Origin of the sequence: Streptomyces longwoodensis (genome assembly GCF_001514125.1) — a bacterium.
Classification (GTDB): Bacteria; Actinomycetota; Actinomycetes; order Streptomycetales; family Streptomycetaceae; genus Streptomyces; species Streptomyces longwoodensis.
In genome coordinates this window covers 1-18,119 of sequence record NZ_KQ948550.1, presented here as the reverse complement: position 1 = coordinate 18,119, position 18,119 = coordinate 1, and the positions used below count along the sequence as shown (strand labels likewise).

At 71.8% G+C, this 18,119-nt stretch carries 18 protein-coding genes and 1 pseudogene; 4 read left to right on the top strand and 15 right to left on the bottom strand.

Annotation, left to right across the window (positions count from 1 at the left end; all coding sequences use genetic code 11):
• Positions 1-191: 191 nt before the first annotated feature.
• On the bottom strand, positions 192-2,240 hold the full coding sequence (locus AQJ30_RS05095; RefSeq protein WP_067229125.1) for an APC family permease: 2,049 nt from the start codon (positions 2,238-2,240) through the stop codon (positions 192-194).
• 213 nt (positions 2,241-2,453) lie between these two features.
• Here AQJ30_RS05095 and AQJ30_RS05090 point away from each other — a divergent pair, with 213 nt between their 5' ends.
• Both AQJ30_RS05090 and AQJ30_RS05085 read left to right on the top strand, forming a co-directional pair.
• Complete coding sequence (locus tag AQJ30_RS05090; RefSeq protein WP_067229122.1) at positions 2,454-3,122, top strand: potassium channel family protein; 669 nt, start codon at positions 2,454-2,456, stop codon at positions 3,120-3,122.
• Positions 3,122-3,802, top strand: a complete 681-nt coding sequence (locus tag AQJ30_RS05085; protein WP_067229119.1) for a potassium channel family protein — start codon at positions 3,122-3,124, stop codon at positions 3,800-3,802. The genes AQJ30_RS05090 and AQJ30_RS05085 overlap by 1 nt, the downstream gene beginning before the upstream one ends.
• A gap of 123 nt (positions 3,803-3,925) precedes the next feature.
• Here AQJ30_RS05085 and AQJ30_RS05080 read toward each other — a convergent pair whose 3' ends face one another.
• The 9 genes and pseudogenes from AQJ30_RS05080 to AQJ30_RS05045 form a co-directional block, all read right to left on the bottom strand.
• Complete coding sequence (locus AQJ30_RS05080; protein ID WP_067229116.1) at positions 3,926-4,672, bottom strand: DUF3159 domain-containing protein; 747 nt, start codon at positions 4,670-4,672, stop codon at positions 3,926-3,928.
• 3 nt (positions 4,673-4,675) lie between these two features.
• A complete protein-coding gene (locus tag AQJ30_RS05075; RefSeq protein WP_067229113.1) occupies positions 4,676-5,074 on the bottom strand; it encodes an OB-fold nucleic acid binding domain-containing protein in 399 nt (132 codons plus the stop codon).
• A 56-nt stretch (positions 5,075-5,130) separates the two neighbouring features.
• Positions 5,131-5,814 (bottom strand): response regulator, encoded by a 684-nt coding sequence (locus AQJ30_RS05070; protein WP_067229109.1) that lies wholly within the window; start codon positions 5,812-5,814, stop codon positions 5,131-5,133.
• Positions 5,811-8,519 carry a sensor histidine kinase gene (locus AQJ30_RS05065; protein ID WP_067229106.1) on the bottom strand — a complete coding sequence of 903 codons (2,709 nt, stop codon included), beginning with the start codon at positions 8,517-8,519 and terminating at the stop codon, positions 5,811-5,813. The genes AQJ30_RS05070 and AQJ30_RS05065 overlap by 4 nt, the downstream gene beginning before the upstream one ends.
• Positions 8,520-8,779: 260 nt before the next feature.
• Positions 8,780-8,943: pseudogene (locus tag AQJ30_RS39125) on the bottom strand (ABC transporter ATP-binding protein); the annotation flags it as partial.
• Between the two features lie 210 nt (positions 8,944-9,153).
• The gene (locus AQJ30_RS05060) at positions 9,154-10,335 is read right to left on the bottom strand and encodes an alginate lyase family protein (protein WP_067229104.1); all 1,182 of its coding nucleotides are present in this window, start codon (positions 10,333-10,335) and stop codon (positions 9,154-9,156) included.
• A 177-nt stretch (positions 10,336-10,512) separates the two neighbouring features.
• The gene (locus AQJ30_RS05055) at positions 10,513-11,277 is read right to left on the bottom strand and encodes a DUF3710 domain-containing protein (protein WP_067229102.1); all 765 of its coding nucleotides are present in this window, start codon (positions 11,275-11,277) and stop codon (positions 10,513-10,515) included.
• Position 11,278: 1 nt separating this feature from the next.
• On the bottom strand, positions 11,279-11,830 hold the full coding sequence (gene dut, locus AQJ30_RS05050; protein ID WP_067229099.1) for a dUTP diphosphatase: 552 nt from the start codon (positions 11,828-11,830) through the stop codon (positions 11,279-11,281).
• A complete protein-coding gene (locus AQJ30_RS05045; RefSeq protein ID WP_067229096.1) occupies positions 11,827-12,411 on the bottom strand; it encodes a PaaI family thioesterase in 585 nt (194 codons plus the stop codon). The genes dut and AQJ30_RS05045 overlap by 4 nt, the downstream gene beginning before the upstream one ends.
• A 58-nt stretch (positions 12,412-12,469) precedes the next feature.
• Between AQJ30_RS05045 and AQJ30_RS05040 the strand changes: the two genes are divergently transcribed.
• Entirely contained in the window at positions 12,470-12,934 is a 465-nt protein-coding gene (locus tag AQJ30_RS05040) for a DUF3093 domain-containing protein (protein ID WP_067229093.1), read from the top strand.
• Between the two features lie 126 nt (positions 12,935-13,060).
• On the opposite strand, the gene AQJ30_RS05035 is transcribed toward AQJ30_RS05040, so the two are convergent.
• The 4 genes from AQJ30_RS05035 to AQJ30_RS05020 form a co-directional block, all read right to left on the bottom strand.
• A complete protein-coding gene (locus AQJ30_RS05035; RefSeq protein ID WP_079083845.1) occupies positions 13,061-14,011 on the bottom strand; it encodes a hypothetical protein in 951 nt (316 codons plus the stop codon).
• A gap of 13 nt (positions 14,012-14,024) precedes the next feature.
• Positions 14,025-14,321, bottom strand: a complete 297-nt coding sequence (locus AQJ30_RS05030) for a DUF4193 domain-containing protein (RefSeq protein ID WP_043504706.1) — start codon at positions 14,319-14,321, stop codon at positions 14,025-14,027.
• Between the two features lie 395 nt (positions 14,322-14,716).
• On the bottom strand, positions 14,717-15,964 hold the full coding sequence (locus AQJ30_RS05025; RefSeq protein WP_067229090.1) for a sensor histidine kinase: 1,248 nt from the start codon (positions 15,962-15,964) through the stop codon (positions 14,717-14,719).
• Positions 15,965-15,968: 4 nt separating this feature from the next.
• Positions 15,969-16,622, bottom strand: a complete 654-nt coding sequence (locus AQJ30_RS05020) for a response regulator transcription factor (RefSeq protein ID WP_003993508.1) — start codon at positions 16,620-16,622, stop codon at positions 15,969-15,971.
• A gap of 423 nt (positions 16,623-17,045) precedes the next feature.
• Between AQJ30_RS05020 and AQJ30_RS38665 the strand changes: the two genes are divergently transcribed.
• A complete protein-coding gene (locus AQJ30_RS38665; RefSeq protein ID WP_169808461.1) occupies positions 17,046-17,219 on the top strand; it encodes a hypothetical protein in 174 nt (57 codons plus the stop codon).
• A gap of 65 nt (positions 17,220-17,284) precedes the next feature.
• Here the strand turns inward: AQJ30_RS38665 and AQJ30_RS05015 are convergent, their stop codons facing one another.
• Positions 17,285-18,097, bottom strand: a complete 813-nt coding sequence (locus AQJ30_RS05015) for an inositol monophosphatase family protein (RefSeq protein ID WP_067229086.1) — start codon at positions 18,095-18,097, stop codon at positions 17,285-17,287.
• Positions 18,098-18,119: the final 22 nt, after the last annotated feature.

The window sequence follows — 18,119 nt, the reverse complement described above, 5'->3', positions numbered from 1 at the left end:
GACGGGCGCACGGAAGGCGGCGCGGCCCGCGCGGGGCCACGGGCGACCACCGACGACCTCACGACCGCGGGCGACCACCGACGACCTCACGACCGCGGGTGACCACCGACGGCCGCGCGGACGACCGCCGACAACAGCCCACCAGTCTACGTGGCCGCGCCCCCTGCCCCGTGCCGCCCGCCCCCGCCGTCTCACTCCCGGCCGCTGTGCTCCTTGGCGCGCTCCGTCGCCGGGCCGCGTCGCACCGAACCCGGGGCGCTCCACTCCTGCCGCTTGCGGGCGCGCTGCTTGGCGGCCTCGGACGACTGGAGCTGGTACGGCACCGACGTCACCATCACGCCGGGCGTGAACAGCAGCCGGCCCTTCAGGCGCAGCGCGCTCTGGTTGTGCAGCAGGTGCTCGTACCAGTGGCCGACCACGTACTCGGGGATGATCACCGACACCGCGTCGCGCGGCGACTCCCGGCGCAGGCTCTTGACATACTCGATCACCGGCCGGGTGACCTCCCGGTACGGGGAGTCCAGCACCTTCAGCGGTACGTCGATGCCGCGGCGCTCCCACTCCTCGCGCAGGGCCTTGGTCTCGGCCGGGTCCACGTTGACGGTGAGCGCCTCCAGGGTGTCCGAGCGCATCAGCTTGGCGTAGGCGAGCGCCCGCAGCGTCGGCCGGTGGATCTTGGAGATCAGCAGCACGGAGTGGACGCGGGAGGGGCGCACGCTGTCGTCGCTGGGGCCCTCGGGCGCGGCGATCTCGGCCGCGACCCGGTCGTAGTGGCGCCGGATCGCCGTCATCGTGGCGTAGAAGATCATCATGCCGAGCAGGGCGACCCAGGCGCCGTGCGTGAACTTGGTCGCGAGGACCACGACCAGGACCAGGCCGGTGAAGAAGGCGCCGAAGGTGTTGATCGCGCGGGAGCGGATCATGTGGCGGCGCTTGGCCGGGTCGGTCTCGGTGGCCAGGTGGCGGTTCCAGTGGCGGACCATGCCGGTCTGGCTGAGCGTGAAGGACACGAACACGCCGACGATGTAGAGCTGGATCAGCCGCGTGGAGTCGGCGCCGTAGATCCACACCAGGAAGGTCGCGGCGCCGGCCAGCAGCACGATGCCGTTGGAGAAGGCGAGGCGGTCGCCCCGGGTGTGCAGCTGGCGGGGCAGGTAGCGGTCCTGGGCGAGGATCGAGCCGAGCACCGGGAAGCCGTTGTATGCGGTGTTCGCCGCGAGGAACAGCACCAGCGCGGTGGCCGCCGCGAGCACGAGGAACAGGAAGCTGCCCTTGCCGAAGACGGCCTCGGCGACCTGGGTGATCACCGGGTTCTGGACGTAACCGGAACCGACCGGGAACCCGTTCTTCAGCAGGTCCGTCGCCGGGTTCTCCGCCATCCGGACGTCCGTGACCAGGGCGAGCACGATGATCCCGCAGAACATGGTGACGGCCAGCAGGCCCATCATCGCGAGCGTGGTCGCCGCGTTCTTCGACTTGGGCTTGCGGAAGGCCGGGACGCCGTTCGAGATCGCCTCGACACCGGTGAGCGCGGCACAGCCGGAGGAGAACGCCCGCAGCAGCAGGAACACCAGCGCGAACCCGGCCAGCCCCTGGTGCTCGGCCTCGATGTGGAACTCCGCCGTCGGCGCCCGCATGGTGTCCCCGAGCACCAGCCCCCGGAAAGCGCCCCACAGGATCATGATGAAGACGCCGGAGACGAAGACGTACGTCGGGATCGCGAAGAGCTTGCCGGACTCCTTCACCCCGCGCAGGTTCATCAGCGTCAGCAGCACGATCACCGCGACGGCGCACGCCGTCTTGTGCTCGACGACGAACGGGATCGCCGAGCCCAGGTTCTCGATGCCCGAGGCGATCGAGACCGCGACCGTGAGGACGTAGTCGACGAGCAGCGCGCTCGCCACCGTCAGGCCGGCCCGCGGACCGAGGTTGGTCGTCGCCACCTCGTAGTCACCGCCGCCGCTGGGGTAGGCGTGCACGTTCTGCCGGTAGGAGGCGACCACGGTGAACATCAGCACGACCACCGCGACGGCGATCCACGGGCTGAAGTGGTACGCCGACACGCCCGCGATGGACAGGACCAGCAGCACCTCCCCGGGCGCGTACGCCACGGAGGACAGCGGGTCGGAAGCGAAGACGGGGAGGGCGATGCGCTTCGGCAGGAGGGTCTCGCCCAGCCGGTCACTGCGCAGTGCGCGCCCGATCAGGATCCGTTTGGGCACGTCGGTCAGTTTGGACACAACAGAGGATCGTAGGCCTTCGAACTGGAGGCCGCCCACCGGCCACCCCCGTAAACGGCGCCCGCGTCCGGGCGAGGACCGACCGCGCGGTCCCGGACCCCGGGTAACCCGTCATAGGGGTGCCCACGCGCCACCGCACCTGTGTAGCTTTGTCGCCGGTCTGAGACCCTGGTCAAAGCCACGTCGACAACTCTTGACACCGGAAGGACGGTCGTGCACATCGTCATCATGGGCTGCGGCAGAGTGGGTTCCGCTCTCGCCCAGACCCTGGAGCAACAGGGGCACACGGTCGCCGTGATCGACCTGGACCCCACCGCCTTCCGGCGCCTCGGCTCCTCCTTCGGCGGCCGACGGGTCACCGGGGTCGGCTTCGACCAGGACACCCTGCGCGAGGCCGGCATCGAGGAGGCCGGTGCCTTCGCGGCCGTGTCCAGCGGCGACAACTCCAACATCATCGCCGCCCGGGTCGCCCGGGAGATGTTCGGCATCGAGAACGTCGCCGCCCGCATCTACGACCCCCGGCGCGCCGAGGTCTACCAGCGCCTGGGCATCCCGACGGTGGCCACGGTCCGCTGGACCGCGGACCAGATGCTGCGCCGGCTGCTGCCGTCCGGGGCCGAGCCGCTGTGGACGGACCCGACGGGCGGCGTCCAGCTCGCCGAGGTGCACACCTCGCCCGCCTGGGTCGGCCACAAGATCAGCAGGCTCCAGGAGGAGACCGGCGTCCGCGTGGCGTTCCTCACCCGCCTCGGCGAGGCGGTCCTCCCCACCTCGCAGACGGTGTTGCAGGAGGGGGACCTGGTGCACGTGATGATGCGCACCGACGAGGTCGAAACGGTCGAGGCGGCGTTCGCCAAGGGTCCCGAGGAAGGCGGTCACTGATGAGGGTCGCCATCGCCGGAGCCGGCGCCGTGGGCCGTTCGATCGCGGGCGAGCTGCTGGAGAACGGCCACGAGGTCCTGCTGATCGACAAGGCGCCGACCGCGATCTCGGTCGAGCGCGTCCCGCAGGCGGAGTGGCTGCTCGCCGACGCCTGCGAGATCACCTCCCTCGACGAGGCCGCGCTCCAGCGCTGCAACGTCGTGATCGCCGCGACGGGCGACGACAAGGTCAACCTCGTCGTCTCGCTCCTCGCCAAGACGGAGTACGGCGTCCCGCGCGTCGTCGCCCGGGTGAACAACCCGAAGAACGAGTGGCTCTTCAACGAGTCCTGGGGCGTGGACGTCGCCGTGTCGACCCCCCGCCTGATGTCCGCCCTGGTCGAGGAGGCGGTGAGCGTCGGCGACCTGGTCCGACTGCTCCGCTTCAGCCACGGCGACGCCAACCTGGTCGAGCTGACCCTGCCCGAGGAGTCGGCCCTGGCCGGCACGCAGGTCGGCGACGTGGAGTGGCCCGAGGACACGTCCCTGGTCACCATCATCCGCGGCACCCGCGTCCTCACCCCGTCCCGCGAGGACTCCCTGGAGCCGGGCGACGAACTCCTCTTCGTCGCGGCCCAGGCCCGCGAGGAACAACTGGAGGACCTCCTCTCGGTCCGCCGCGAGGACGCCCCGGAGGCGTGACACGCCGAGAAGGGCGCCCCGCGAGCCGCGGGGCGCCCTTCTCGTACTTGCACTTTTGACCCACCGAGTCGGGTGGTGGGTGGGCAGGGGCCGGGGGTCTGGGGGCGGAGCCCCCAGGGACGCTCAGCCGTCCCGACGGTGCCGACCGCCGACGCCGGGGGACGCCGACTCCTCCTCGGCCCGCGCAGCGTTCTCCGCCGCCTCCATCTCCGCGAACACGTCGATCGGCGCGGGCGCCTTCGCCAGGAACACCCACGTCAGCCACACCGCCAGCAGGAACGGCGGGATCTTCAGCGCCACCAGCACCCAGCCCAGCTGCGTCGTGTCCGCCCACCAGTACAGCGGGAAGAGCACCGCGCACTTGGCCAGCAGGATCAGACCCCAGGCCCAACTGGCCTTGGCGTACGCCTTCTTCCGCCCGGGATTGCGCTTGCGCCAGGACAGGTTCTCCTTGAACACCGGCCCGAGGATCAGCCCGATCAACGGCACCCCGGCCAGCGTGGTGACGATGTACGCGAGCGCCAGCCCCAGCGTGTAGAGCATGCCCGGCAGGTAGAAGTCCTTGGCGTTGCCCGTGAACATGGCGAACACCACACCGAAGACGACCCCGAAGACCCCGCTGAACGCGTGCTTGACGGTGTCCTTCATCGCGAGCCGCACGACCACCAGCACCAGCGACACGGCCAGTGCGGCGATCGCCGACCAGTGCAGGTCCTTGTTGATCGTGAAGATGGTGACGAAGAGGAGGCCGGGCAGCACCGTCTCGACCATACCCCGCACGCCGCCGAACGCCTCGAACAGCGCGGCCTCCGTCACCGCCCGGGCGTCGTCCGCGGATGTGTTGTCGGTCGGCTTGTCGAGCGACGTCACCGGCTACTCCCTACCGAGGGGTCTCAGTTCGTACTTCGGGTTGAACAGCACCCGGCGGCCCCGGCTCATCGAGATCCGGCCCGATGCGAGCAGCTTGCGCCCCGGCTCTATGCCGACTATCGAACGCCTGCCCAGCCACACCACGTCCAACGCGGCGGAGCCGTCGAACAGCTCGGCCTCCAGGGCCGGGACTCCGGCACGCGGCCGCAGGGTGACCGTGCGCAAGGTACCAGTAACCGTCACTATCTGGCGGTCCTGACAGTCGCCGATACGGGTGCAACCGACGGTCTCGGCGTCCTCCCGCAGCTCCTCGGACTCCAGGTCCTCCTGCGACGAGGAGAGCCGGTCTAGCATGCGCCGGAACCGGCCCACCGGCTTTTCGGAACGAGGAACAGCACTCATATCTGAAGCGTACCGGGGGCCGCCCACCCGGCCGTAGCCCCGGTGGCAGCCCGGGGCTACCGCTCGAACCGGTACCCCATCCCCGGCTCGGTGATGAAGTGCTTCGGGTGCGAGGGGTCCGCCTCCAGCTTCCTGCGCAGCTGGGCCATGTAGACCCGCAGGTAGTTGGTCTCCGTCCCGTACGACGGCCCCCACACCTCCTGGAGGAGCTGGCGCTGGCCGACCAGCCGGCCGGTGTTGCGCACCAGCACCTCCAGCAGGTGCCACTCGGTCGGCGTGAGCCGGACGTCCCGCCCGCCCCGGTCGACCTTCTTGGCGGCCAGGTCCACGGTGAACTCGGCCGTCTCCACGATCACGTCCTCCTCCTCGCCCCCGGCAGGCTCGGCACGCCGGACGGCGGCGCGCAGCCGGGCCAGCAGCTCGTCCATCCCGAAGGGCTTGGTGACGTAGTCGTCGGCGCCCGCGTCCAGCGCCTCGACCTTCTCGTCCGAGGAGTGCCGCGCGGACAGCACCAGGATCGGCACCCGGGTCCAGCCGCGCAGCCCCTTGATCACCTCGACGCCGTCCATGTCGGGCAGTCCCAGGTCCAGGACCACCACGTCCGGGTGGCGAGCGGCCGCGAGCCGCAGGGCGGTGGCGCCGTCGTGGGCGGCGTCGACCTCGTACTTACGGGCCTTGAGGTTGATCACGAGGGCCCGCACGATCTGCGGCTCGTCGTCGATCACGAGCACCCGGGTCATGAAGCCTGCCTTTCCGAGGGAGCCGGGGTCCGCCCGGCCGGATCACGCCGGCCGGGGCGGTCAGGGGGGTCGACGCGGCCGGCGCGGCCGGGAGTCCGGGGGTCACCGGGGGCCTGAGGGCCGCCGGAGGCCCGGGGGCCGGCGGCGCGGGCGCCGGTCGGGTCGTCGGCGCGCTCGGCGGGCTCTGCCGCCCCCACGGCACCCTCCCCCGCGCCCGCCGCCCGCAGGGTCAGCACCATGGTGAGCCCCCCGCCCGGCGTGTCCTCCGCCGTGAGCGTGCCGCCCATCGCCTCGGCGAAGCCGCGGGCCACCGCGAGGCCGAGGCCGACCCCGGCCCCGCGCGGGGCGTCGCCGTAGCGCTGGAACGGCTCGAATATCCGCTCCTTGGCCTCGTCCGGCACTCCGGGCCCCCGGTCGACGATCCGCACCTCCACCCGGTCGGCGAGGGCACTGGCGGCGACCAGGACGGGCCGGCCGGGCGGGCTGTACTTCACGGCGTTCTCCACCAGGTTGGCCACCGACCGCTCCAGCAGCCCGGCGTCCACCGCGACCATGGGCAGCGTCTCCGGGACGTCCAGCTCCACGCTGTCCTCGGCCACCCCGCCGAGCGCCATCGGCACCACCTCGTCCAGGTCGATCTCCCGCACCAGCGCGGTGACCGTGCCGGTCTGGAGCCGGGACATGTCCAGCAGGTTGCCCACGAGGTGGTCGAGCCGGTCCGCGCCCGCCTCGATGCCCTCCAGCAGCTCCGCCTGGTCCTCCTCGGACCACGCCACGTCGTCCGAGCGCAGGCTCGACACGGCCGCCTTGATGCCCGCCAGCGGGGTGCGCAGGTCGTGGCTGACGGCCGCCAGCAGCGCCGTGCGGATCCGGTTGCCCTCGGCCAGCGCCCGGGCCCGGTCGGCCTCCTCCCGCAGCCGCCGCCGGTCCAGCACGACCGCGGCCTGCGCGGCGAACGCGGCCAGCACCCGGCGGTCCTCCGCGGGCAGCACCCGCCCGGTCAGCGCCAGCGCCATGTGGTCCCCCACCGGCACGTCGACGTCCGCGTCCTCGGGCCGCTCGACCGGACCGCCGACACCCGCGCGTCCCGCGCAGGTCCACGGCGCCAGGTCGTCGGTCCGCTCCAGCAGCGCCGCCGACTCCATCCCGAACGTCTCCCGCACCCGCTCCAGCAGCGCCTCCAGGCTGGTCTCACCGCGCAGCACGTGGCCCGCGAGGTAGGACAGGATCTCCGACTCGGCCCTCAGCCGCGCCGCCTGGTGGGTGCGCCGGGCCGCGAGGTCCACCACGGACGCCACCGACACCCCGACCCCGACGAAGATCACTATGGCGACGATGTTCTTGGGGTCGGCGACCGTCCAGCGGTGCAGGGGCGGTGTGTAGAAGTAGTTCAGCAGCAGACAGCCCAGCGCCGCCGAGCCGAGCGCGGGCAGCAGTCCGCCGAGCAGCGCCGCCGCCACGGTCACCGTCAGGAACAGCAGCATGTCGTTGGCGAGCCCGAGGTCCACGGCGTTCAGCCCGAGCGCCAGGGCCACCGGCCCGCCCAGACCGACCAGCCAGCCCCACACCACGCGCGCCCGCCCGAGCCGCGCCCCGCGCGCCACCGGCAGCCCGCGCCCCTTGGCCACCTCGTCGTGGGTGACGATGTGCACGTCCAGGTCGGGGCCCGAGTCCCGCGCCACCGTGGTCCCGACGCCGGGCCCGAAGACGTACTGCCAGGTCTTGCGGCGCGAGGAGCCGAGCACGATCTGGGTGGCGTTCACCCCGCGGGCGAAGTCCAGCAGCGCGGCCGGGACGTCGTCGCCCACCACGTGGTGGAAGCTGCCTCCCAGGTCCTCGACCAGGGTGCGCTGCACGGCGAGTTCCTTCGGCGAGGCGGAGGTCAGACCGTCGCTGCTGGCGACGTACACGGCCAGGACCTCGCCGCCGGCGCCCTTCTCCGCCAGCCGGACCGCCCGCCGGATCAGCGTCCGCCCCTCCGGACCCCCGGTCAGCCCGACGACGATCCGCTCGCGTGACCCCCAGATCTTGGAGACCCGGTGCTCGCTGCGGTAGCGCTGGAGGTACTCGTCGACCCGGTCGGCCACCCACAGCAGCGCGAGCTCGCGCAGCGCGGTGAGGTTGCCCGGCCGGAAGTAGTTCGACAGGGCCGCGTCGACCTTGTCCGGCTGGTAGACGTTCCCGTGCGCCATGCGCCGTCGCAGGGCCTCGGGCGACATGTCGACCAGCTCGATCTGGTCGGCGCGGCGCACCACCTCGTCGGGCACGGTCTCCTGCTGCCGTACGCCCGTGACCGACTCCACGACGTCGCCCAGGGACTCCAGGTGCTGGATGTTCACGGTGGAGACCACGTCGATCCCCGCCGCGAGCAGCTCCTCGACGTCCTGCCACCGCTTGGTGTTGCGGGAGCCGGGGACGTTGGTGTGGGCCAGTTCGTCCACCAGGGCCACCCGGGGGCGGCGGGCCAGCACCGCGTCCACGTCCATCTCGGTGAACGCCGTGCCCCGGTACGCCAGCTCCTTGCGGGGCACCTGCTCCAGACCGCTCAGCATCACCTCGGTGCGCGGCCGGCCGTGGTGCTCGACGAACGCCACCACGCAGTCCTTGCCCCGCTCCACCCGGCGGTGCGCCTCCGACAGCATGGCGTACGTCTTGCCGACGCCCGGTGCCGCACCGAGGTAGATCCGAAGCTTGCCGCGTGCCATGGCCCCATTGTCTTCCCGTGCTTCCCGCCCACGCAGCGTCGACCTTACGACCACGGACCCCGGCGAACGGGACGCGGACCGTCCCGCGGGGCGTCCTTGACGCAACCCTGACGCGCCCCGCCGACCCCACGGCCTCTCAGCTCCACGGCCCCCGGGCCCGCCCCGGAACCCCGCCACCCCCACGCGCCCCACACCGACCCCTCCGCCCCGCTTCCCGGCGCCCGCCTCCACTCCCGCTCCCCGCGGCGGCGCCCGAGTCGTCACCCCGCCCCGACCGTCTCCGCCCGCTCCCCCCGCTCCCCCCGCTCCGCTATCTCCCCGTCGCTCAGCTCCGGCACCCGGTCGGCCAGGTCCAGCAGGGTCGCGTCGTGCGTGCGACCAGGGCGGTGACGCCCTCGCTGCGCACGACGGCCCGCAGCAGTTCCGTTGGTCCCCCGTGGCCCCGCGGGCCGGGCGTCAGTATCGCGACGTCCGCCCGGCCCCTCGACGGCCGTGCCCGCCTTCACCTCTTCATCGGACGAGCCCCCGGGATCGGTTCACGGATCGCCCGGCGGATCGGTCCCTCGATTGCCGGGGATCGTCCCAGCGGTCCCGCGGCCGGTTCCACCAGGTCACGGCGCCGGCCCACCGTTCCTCACGCCGGATTGTCGCCGTGGGTCAACGTCTCCCAGGCCACGAACAGGTTGTTGCTGCCGGCGGGCCGGTTGCGCTGGTTCAGCGTCTGGGTGTTCGTCATGGCGATGCCCAGCCGGTTGTGCAGGGCGTTGTAGCCGACCTCGGTGACCGGCCCGAGCCCGAGGTTCAGGGAGCCGCCGCACAGCCAGCTGGGGACGGCCGTGCCGAGTTCGTACTTGGACTGGAAGCCGAGGGCCTGCCGCAGCCGTTCGCCGACGTCCGTGCCGTACAGGTCCTGCCCCTGGATGCGGCTGGTCTCGGCGATGTGCGAGATGGCGGAGATGCCGTACCCGGTGTGGGTGAAGTCGCGGCAGGTCTCCTGGGTCAGGCCGGTGACGAAGGTCGACTGCCCCTGCCAGTAGGCGACGATCTTGTCCCGGGTGGTGAGGTTCTGGCTCGGCACGGTCTTCGGCAGGTCGCCGTCCGAGGCGAGGTAGACGTAGGCGGCGGTGCGCGTGCGGAAGGTCGCCATGGCCTTGTCGTACGACGCCCGGTCCTCGAGGAAGACGGAGATGCCGACGGCGGCCTCCATCATGGACAGCTCCCAGTTGCCGTTGGAGTTCGAGCCGTTGATCACCTCGGGCAGGTAGACGGTGCGCAGCATGGTCGCGAAGCGGCCGGAGTTGGGCCAGCCGCCGGTGTACGTGTACTTGATGATCTCGGCGGCCCGGGGCCAGGAGGAGCCGGCCCAGCCGGTCTGCAGGGGCGCGTTGCTGTTGGTGTGGTCCTGGATCACGGCGGACCAGGCGTCCATCAGCTGGATGGCCTTCTTGGCGTACCGGTCGTCGCGCGTGACGTACCAGGCGAGGGCGTCGGTGTACGCGGCGATCGCGTCCTCGCGCTCGTCGGTGCAGCCGTAGTTGGGGTTGGAGTAGGAGCCGCACTCCACGACGGCGCGGGGCTTGGGCGTGCGGTCGAGGCTGGCGTACTTGCTCGCCAGCAGCTGGTCGAAGGCGCTCTTCCAGGGCTGGGCGCCGGCCTCGACCTTGCTGCGCGCGAAGTCGAGTTGGGCCCGGGAGACGGTGACTCCGGGGTGGGCGAACGTGGTGGGGGCGGCCTCGGCGCGCGGTGCGGTGACGGGCTGGGCGAGGAGGCCGAGGGCCAGGGCGCTGACGGCGCCGAGCAGAGCGGTCCGACGCATGGCGACTCCGTTCTCATACGTGAACGCAAGGCGTTCTTGTGAACGCCGCGTTGAGCGGAGACCCTAGGTACGGACCAAAAGGCCGTCAAGGACGCGCGCATGACAAATTCGGCGACCACGGGAACGCGGCGGAGGGCCGCACCCCGTGCGGGGTGCGGCCCTCCGTGTCGCTCGCGGTCAGCGGACCTCGGTGATCTCCGGTCCGCGCTGCAACTGGCCCATGCCCCCGGCGAAGCGGGAGCCCTCGTCCTGCTGCTGGACACCCTCCGGCACCATCTGGGCGTCGTTGGGCAGCTTCAGCACGATCGGGTCGCGGGGCGCCATCGGGCCCTCGCCGCGGACCACGACCGTGTCCCTGAAGATCTGTTCGAGCAGTCCCGCCGCCTGCGGCTGGACCGCGCCCTGGCCGGAGATGACCCCGCGCAGGAACCAGCGCGGGCCGTCCACGCCGACGAACCGCACGACCTGGAAGCCGCCCGTGCCGTCCGGCAGCTGCACCGGCACCTGGGCGCGCAGCTCCCAGCCCAGCGGTCCCTCGACCTCGTCGACGATGCCGCCCTGCTGGGTGATGCCCGCGGCGATCTCCTCGCGCACCTCGCCCCAGATGCCCTCGCGCTTGGGTGCGGCGAAGGCCTGCAGCTGGACGGCGCTGTCGCGCAGGACGACGGTCGCCGCGACGATGGCGTCGCCCGCGACCTCCACCCGCAGCTCCATGCCGTCGACACCCGGCACGAACAGTCCGCCCAGGTCCACGCGCCCCTCGGCGGGGTCGCGCACCTCGGTGCTGTCCCAGGGCCCGTCCGGCCGCGGCTCGGGCTCGAGGCGTACGCGCTCGCGCTCGGCCCCTTCGTCGTCCGCCTCAGTGTCGACACTGTCGACGACCTGCTCGGCCTCGCCGGCCGCGTCCTCGGCGGCACCCTTCTTGTTGCGACGTCCGAACACGTCACTGTCCTTCCCGGTCGGATACGACCGAAGCGTATCGATACCCACCCGTCGTGCCGCCCTCGGCGGCGTCACCGCTTGTGCTGTTCGTGCCGGCCACGGCGGCATGGCCACCGGTGGACCCGAAGCCCCCCTCGGCCCGCGCCGAATCGGGAAGCTCCGCGACCTGGCGGAAGCGGACCCTCTCGACCTGCTGGACGACCAGTTGGGCGATCCGGTCGAAGCGCTCGAACCGCACGGTCTCGCGCGGGTCGAGATTCACCACGATCACCTTGATCTCCCCACGGTACCCGGCATCAACCGTCCCCGGGGCATTCACGAGGGCGACGCCGCACCGGGCGGCGAGCCCCGACCTCGGGTGCACGAAGGCCGCGTACCCCTCGGGCAGGGCGATGGACACCCCCGTGGGCAGAACGGCCCGTTCACCCGGCTCCAGCTCACAGGCCTCGGTGGTGCGCAGATCGGCTCCCGCGTCCCCGGGGTGCGCGTACGCCGGAAGCGGTACGTCGGGGTCCACGCGCCGGAGCAGCACCTCCAGGGGGGCGCGGCTCACGGGTTCACCTCGAACGCTCGGGCCCGCCTGACCTGGTCCGGGTCGCTCATGGCGGCCTGGATCTCCTCCTCGCGCCCGTGCTGCACGAAGTGGTCGACCTTCACCTCGACGAAGAGGGCGTCGGCCCGCACGGCGACCGGTCCGTCGGGGGCTCCGATCCGCCCGGTCGCCGTGGCGTAGATCTTGCGTCCGGCGACCGCGGTGACCTCCGCCTGGAGGTGGAGCGTGGTCCCGACGGGCACCGGGCGGACGAAGTCGGTCTCCAGCCGGCCGGTCACCGCGATGGTGCGCAGCAGCCAGTTCAGCGAGCCGAGCGTCTCGTCCAGCGCGGAGGCGAGCACACCGCCGTGCGCGAGACCGGGCGCCCCCTGGTGGGCGGGCCGCACGGTGAACTCGGCGGCGATGGTCACGCCCTCGCCGGCCCGTGCCTCCAGGTGCAGCCCGTGGGGCTGACCGCCACCGCATCCGAAACAGTGTTCGTAGTGGGCACCGAGCAGCTCCCCGGGCGCGGGGGCGTCGGGGTGCCGTACCGGTGCAACGGCGTCGGCCGGGGGCTGAAGAGCTGGGGAAGTACCACTCACAGGCGCAGACCTTACCCGCGCGTCGGCGATCCCCGGACACCGTGCCAAGCTTGGTTCCATGCAGTCCTCCGCCACCCCGTACGAAGAACGTCTCACCGCACCGCGCTCGTGGTGGCTGATCTCGTTCCTCGTGGGCCTCGCGATGGCCCTCGTCCTGCTGCCGTTCGGGACCCTGCCGCTGCTGGGCGGCCTGGTCGGCGGCACCGCCGTGGCGGCCGTCATGGCCAGCTCCTACGGTTCGCTGCGCATCCGCGTGGTGGGTGACTCGCTGATCGCGGGCGAGGCCAGGATCCCGGTCACCGCCCTGGGCGCGACGGAGGTGCTGGACGCGGAGGAGGCCCGCGCCTGGCGCACGTACAAGGCCGACACCCGCGCCTTCCTGCTGCTGCGCTCCTACATCCCCACGGCGCTGAAGGTCGAGGTCACCGACCCCGAGGACCCGACGCCGTACCTCTACCTGTCGACCCGGGACCCGCAGCGGCTGGCGCAGGCGCTGGAGGCGGCGCGCGAGGCCGTCGCCTAGGTCGTCCCCGCGCACGCGTGCGCGTGCTCGCCGGGCATGTCGTCGCGCGTTCGCCCGGGGTGCGTCCTCGCGCGTGCGTGCGGGATGGGTCGCCGGGCGAGTGGGCGGCGGGCGTCCGCTCCGTCTTTACGAAGTCTTTCCGCGGCCGAGTTCCCTGGTGACGTCGCCCAGGGTCACGGGGTCGGCGGGTGTCTCCAGCGGCGGCAGTGCGGGCAGGGCGTCCCAGGGCACCTGGAGCCGGCGCAGGTCGGCGCGGACCTTGGCGGCGAGCTTCCTGGTGTCCCGCCGGTTCATCACGGCACCGACGGCGGCGCCGACCATGAACGGCATCAGGTTGGGCAGGTCGCGCACCATGCGCTTCATGATCTGCTGGCGCAGTTCGCGCTTCATGGGGCCGCCGAGCGCGGCGTTGAAGGAGGCGGGCTTGAGCACGTCGACGCCGCGCTCGCCCGACCAGGAGCGCAGGTAGGCGGTGCTGCGGTCCTTCAGACCGCCCGGCGGTCGCAGGCCGTAGACCTCGTGGAGTTCGGCGATCAGCTTCAGCTCGATCGCGGCCACGCCGGTGATCTCCGCGGCCAGCTCGGTGGGCATGGCCGGGGGCACGGGAAGCATCGCCGCCGCGCCGACGCCGGCTCCCACGGTGGCGCTGGCGGCCGCGGCGCCCGCCACGAGCTTGTCGGCGAGCTGCTCGGGCCCGAGGCCGGGGAACTGCCTGCGCAGCGCCTCGAGGTCCCGTACGGGGATCCTGGGGGCTATGTCGATGATCCGGTCGGCGAGGTGCCCCAGGGCCGCCCTGGCGCGGTTGCCGCCCTTGCGGGCGCCTTCGCGGGCCAGGTCCCGGGCCTTCTCGCGGATCGCCACGGCCCGTCGCCGTGCGACGGGCGCGGGGCTCGCCGTCGGCGCCGGGACGTCGTCCCGGTCGTCCGCCGGTTCGAGCGAGGCCGCTCCCGCAGGGACCGCTCCCTTGCCGGTGGGGCCTCGCTCGTCGTCACGCACGCCGTGGGGGCCTTCCACGGCCCCCTTGTCCGCTCCCCGAAGGTGGAAGCGGCGCTTCCGAGGAGGGGTCGAGCCAGTCACGGCCGACCCGCCCTCAGTCGCAGTCGCGGCAGATCGGCTGGCCGTTCTTCTCCCTGGCCAGCTGGCTGCGGTGGTGCACCAGGAAGCAGCTCATGCACGTGAACTCGTCCTGCTGCTTGGGCAGCACTCGGACGGCCAACTCCTCGTTCGAGAGGTCGGCTCCGGGCAGCTCGAGGCCTTCGGCGGCCTCGAACTCGTCGACGTCGACGGAGGACGCCGACTTGTCGTTCCGCCGGGCCTTCAGCTCTTCGAGGCTGTCGGAGTCGACGTCGTCGTCGGTCTTGCGTGGAGTGTCGTAGTCGGTAGCCATGTCGCTCTCCCCCTCTGGGTGTCTGCGGTGTCTCCAGCGCACGTAACGCGTGAGAGGCCGGACTTGTGCCCGACCTGAGGCGGAGATTTTGCCTCACATCAAGGTCTGTTACTCAATCGACACCCAACCGGACCCCTCAAGAGTGATCGGCTTGGATGGCGAAGCGGACCGTACACGGTTCCCATGCCGCACTTCAAAGGCGTCTCACCGTGTACTTCCCGTGATATGCACCCCCGAAAACGGGGACTTTCCCGGCTTCCGGGCAGCCCACATGATCACGGAGAGTAGATGGCCGGAAATTCGCGCTTGTGATCGATCACACACGGGCGGCTCGAGCGGAGGCCGCGAGAATTCCGCTCGAAGCGAACAGTCCCCTGGGTGTCGGCGCGACGAATTCAGAGGGGCAGTGTGACCCGCATCACGAGACCTCCCCCTTCCCTCGGCTGTGCCGCGATGTGTCCGCCGTGGGCCCGTGCCACGGACCGGACGATCGACAGGCCGAGTCCGACACCCTTGTCGCTGCCCGTCCGCTCCGTGCGCAAACGCCGGAAGGGCTCGAAGAGGTTGTCGATCTCGTACGCCGGCACGACCGGCCCCGTGTTGGAGACGACCAGCACCGCCTGGCCGTGCTGCACCTCCGTGGTGACCTCGACCCAGCCGCCCTCGGGGACGTTGTAGCGCACCGCGTTCTGCACCAGGTTCAGCGCGATGCGCTCCAGCAGGACGCCGTTGCCCTGGACGACGGCGGTCTCCCGCTTGCCGCGGAGGTCGACACCCTTGGCCTCCGCCTCGCCGTGCACCTGGTCGATGGCCTGTCCGGCGACCTCGGCGAGGTCGACGGGCTTGCGCTCGACGATCTGGTTGTCGCTGCGGGCGAGCAGCAGCAGCCCTTCGACGAGCTGTTCGCTGCGCTCGTTGGTGGCCAGCAGCGTCTTGCCGAGCTGCTGGAGCTCCACGGGCGCGTGCGGATCGGACAGGTGCACCTCGAGCAGCGTGCGGTTGATCGCCAGGGGCGTGCGCAGCTCGTGCGAGGCGTTGCCGACGAAGCGCTGCTGGGCGGTGAAGGCCCGCTGGAGGCGCTCCAGCATGTCGTCGAAGGTGTCGGCCAGCTCCTTGAGCTCGTCGTCCGGGCCGTCCAGCTCGATGCGGCGGGACAGGTCAGAGCCCGCCACCGCGCGTGCCGTGCGCGTGATGCGGCCGAGCGGGGAGAGCACCCGGCCGGCCATGGCGTACCCGAACGCGAACGCTATGACCGCGAGGCCGAGCAGGGCCAGCAGGGAGCGGCTGAGCAGGTGGTCCAGGGCGACCTGGCGCTGGCTGTCGACGCAGGCACTGATCGCATCGTTGAACTCGGGCAGCGTCAGGTTGCCCGTGGTGACGGCGGGGCAGTTGTCGCTGGTGACCTTGATGTCCGTGCCACCCGCGATCTTGAACAGGGGTTCGTTCCCCGTGCTCAGCGCCTGTGCGGCCAGCAGGTAGATGATCGACAGCAGCAGGATGCCGGCGATCAGGAACATGCCGCCGTACAGCAGCGTGAGCCGTATGCGGATGGTGGGGCGCAGCCAGGGGAACGGGGGGTCCGCTCGCCGGGGGTCCCAGGTGGGCTTCGGTGGCGCCTGAGGGGGCGCGGGGGTGGTGGCCACGGGATCAGATCCGGTAGCCGGAGCCGGGCACGGTGACGATCACCGGGGGCTCGCCGAGCTTGCGGCGCAGCGTCATCACGGTGACCCGCACGACGTTGGTGAACGGGTCGGTGTTCTCGTCCCAGGCCTTCTCCAGCAGCTGCTCCGCGGAGACGACGGCGCCCTCCGAGCGCATCAGCACCTCCAGCACGGCGAACTCCTTCGGCGCGAGCTGGACCTCCTTGCCGTCGCGGAAGACCTCGCGGCGGTTGGGGTCGAGCTTGATCCCGGCGCGCTCCAGCACGGGCGGCAGCGGCACGCTGGTGCGCCGGCCGAGGGCCCGCACGCGTGCGATCAGCTCGCTGAAGGCGAAGGGCTTGGGGAGGTAGTCGTCGGCGCCGATCTCCAGTCCCTCCACGCGGTCACTGACGTCGCCGGAGGCCGTGAGCATCAGCACGCGCGTGGGCATGCCCAGCTCGACGATCTTGCGGCACACGTCGTCGCCGTGCACGAGCGGGAGGTCGCGGTCGAGGACGACCACGTCGTAGTCGTTGACGCCGATGCGTTCCAGGGCGGCCGCACCGTCGTACACGACGTCGACGGCCATGGCCTCCCGGCGCAGTCCGGTGGCCACCGCATCGGCGAGCAGCTGCTCGTCCTCGACGACGAGTACGCGCACGTGGCATGTCCTTCCTGTGTCCACCCGCGTAGCGCGTGGGGCGCACGCGGGCAGCGTCTGCTGGGGGTGTGGCCTCCATCCTGCCCTTTTCGGCCATAAGTCGGCAGTAAGACGGGTGAGGGGCGGGTGAGGGCCGCTCCCGAACGGGGTGTGGGTCACGGGAATGCCGGATTTTCTCCGGGGGTTGAGGTTTCCGTGGAAGGGAGCGGGGGGAGGACGCTTTACACCCCGCGATCACGCTCTGCACGTGCCGCACCACCATGCGGTGCATCTCATCCGCTGCTACGCAGAGTGGGCGTGGGTGTCCGGCACCGTCGCCGCCCGGCAGGGCAGCGCTGGGCACCCTGTTGGAGACGTGATCGCCCCTTCCGTACGGCACACCCCCGTGCCATCGACCCACGACCCAGGACGAGGGGGCGCAGCATGGACGCATTCACTACGGGACTTCTGCAGCGCATAAAGACGACCGAGTCCGACCTGACGCGGGCTAGGGACGAAGGCGACGACTTCCTCGTCGAGGTGGAGCAGGGCGAGCTCGACGACCTGCGCCGCCTCGCGGCCGAGCACGGTGTGGAGGTCGGCGCGATCAGCTTCTGACCAGTTCGTGGACCGACGGGCCCCCGGTGAATCCAGCACCGGGGGCCCGTCGGCGTTCCGGGCGGCTACCGCCAGGCCCCGAAGTCCTCCAGGAGCCGCTGGAGGGGCTCGAAGACGCCCGGGGTGGCGGCGATCGTCAGGTCGTGCGAGGGACGCTCTCCGGGGCGTCCACCGGTCAGGGCGCCCGCTTCCCGGGCGATGAGGTCCCCCGCCGCGAGGTCCCAGGGGTGCAGCCCGCGCTCGTAGTAGCCGTCCAGGCGGCCTGCGGCCACGTCGCACAGGTCGACCGCCGCGGAGCCGCCGCGCCGGATGTCCCGCAGCAGCGGGACGAGGCGGGCGGCGACCTCGGCCTGGCGGGTGCGGACCTCGGTGACGTAGTTGAAGCCGGTGGACACCAGTGCCTGGTCCAGCGGCGGGGCCGGACGGCAGGCGAGGGCGCGGGTGCCCTCCCACGCACCGGTGGCCCACGCCCCGCCCCCGCGCACCGCGTGGTACGACTCGCCGCGCATCGGGATCTCCACGACGCCGGCGACGGTCTCGCCGTCCTGCTCGGCGGCGATGGACACGGCCCAGGTGGGCAGGCCGTAGAGGTAGTTGACCGTGCCGTCGAGCGGGTCGATCACCCAGCGGACGCCGCTGGTGCCGTCGCCGGAGGCGCCCTCCTCGCCGAGGAAGCCGTCGTCGGGGCGCCGGTCGGCGATCAGGGTGGTGATCAGCTTCTCGGCGGCGATGTCCATCTCGGTGACCACGTCGATGGGGCTGGACTTGGTCGCGGCGACCGCGAGGTCGGCGGGCCGGCCGTCGCGCAGCAGGGCGCCGGCCCTGCGGGCGGCCTCCTGGGCGATCTCCAGCAGCTCGGTGTGCAGGGGGTCGGTCACGGGGGTCCTCACGCGTAGGGGG

Excerpts from the sequence above, each read along its gene's own strand:
- AQJ30_RS38665 (WP_169808461.1), top strand. The coding sequence starts at position 17,046 with ATGGACGCATTCACTACGGGACTTCTGCAGCGCATAAAGACGACCGAG.
- AQJ30_RS05085 (WP_067229119.1), top strand. The coding sequence starts at position 3,122 with ATGAGGGTCGCCATCGCCGGAGCCGGCGCCGTGGGCCGTTCGATCGCG.
- AQJ30_RS05060 (WP_067229104.1), bottom strand. The coding sequence starts at position 10,335 with ATGCGTCGGACCGCTCTGCTCGGCGCCGTCAGCGCCCTGGCCCTCGGC.
- AQJ30_RS05040 (WP_067229093.1), top strand. The coding sequence starts at position 12,470 with ATGCAGTCCTCCGCCACCCCGTACGAAGAACGTCTCACCGCACCGCGC.
- AQJ30_RS05075 (WP_067229113.1), bottom strand. The coding sequence starts at position 5,074 with ATGAGTGCTGTTCCTCGTTCCGAAAAGCCGGTGGGCCGGTTCCGGCGC.
- AQJ30_RS05030 (WP_043504706.1), bottom strand. The coding sequence starts at position 14,321 with ATGGCTACCGACTACGACACTCCACGCAAGACCGACGACGACGTCGAC.
- AQJ30_RS05070 (WP_067229109.1), bottom strand. The coding sequence starts at position 5,814 with ATGACCCGGGTGCTCGTGATCGACGACGAGCCGCAGATCGTGCGGGCC.
- AQJ30_RS05065 (WP_067229106.1), bottom strand. The coding sequence starts at position 8,519 with ATGGCACGCGGCAAGCTTCGGATCTACCTCGGTGCGGCACCGGGCGTC.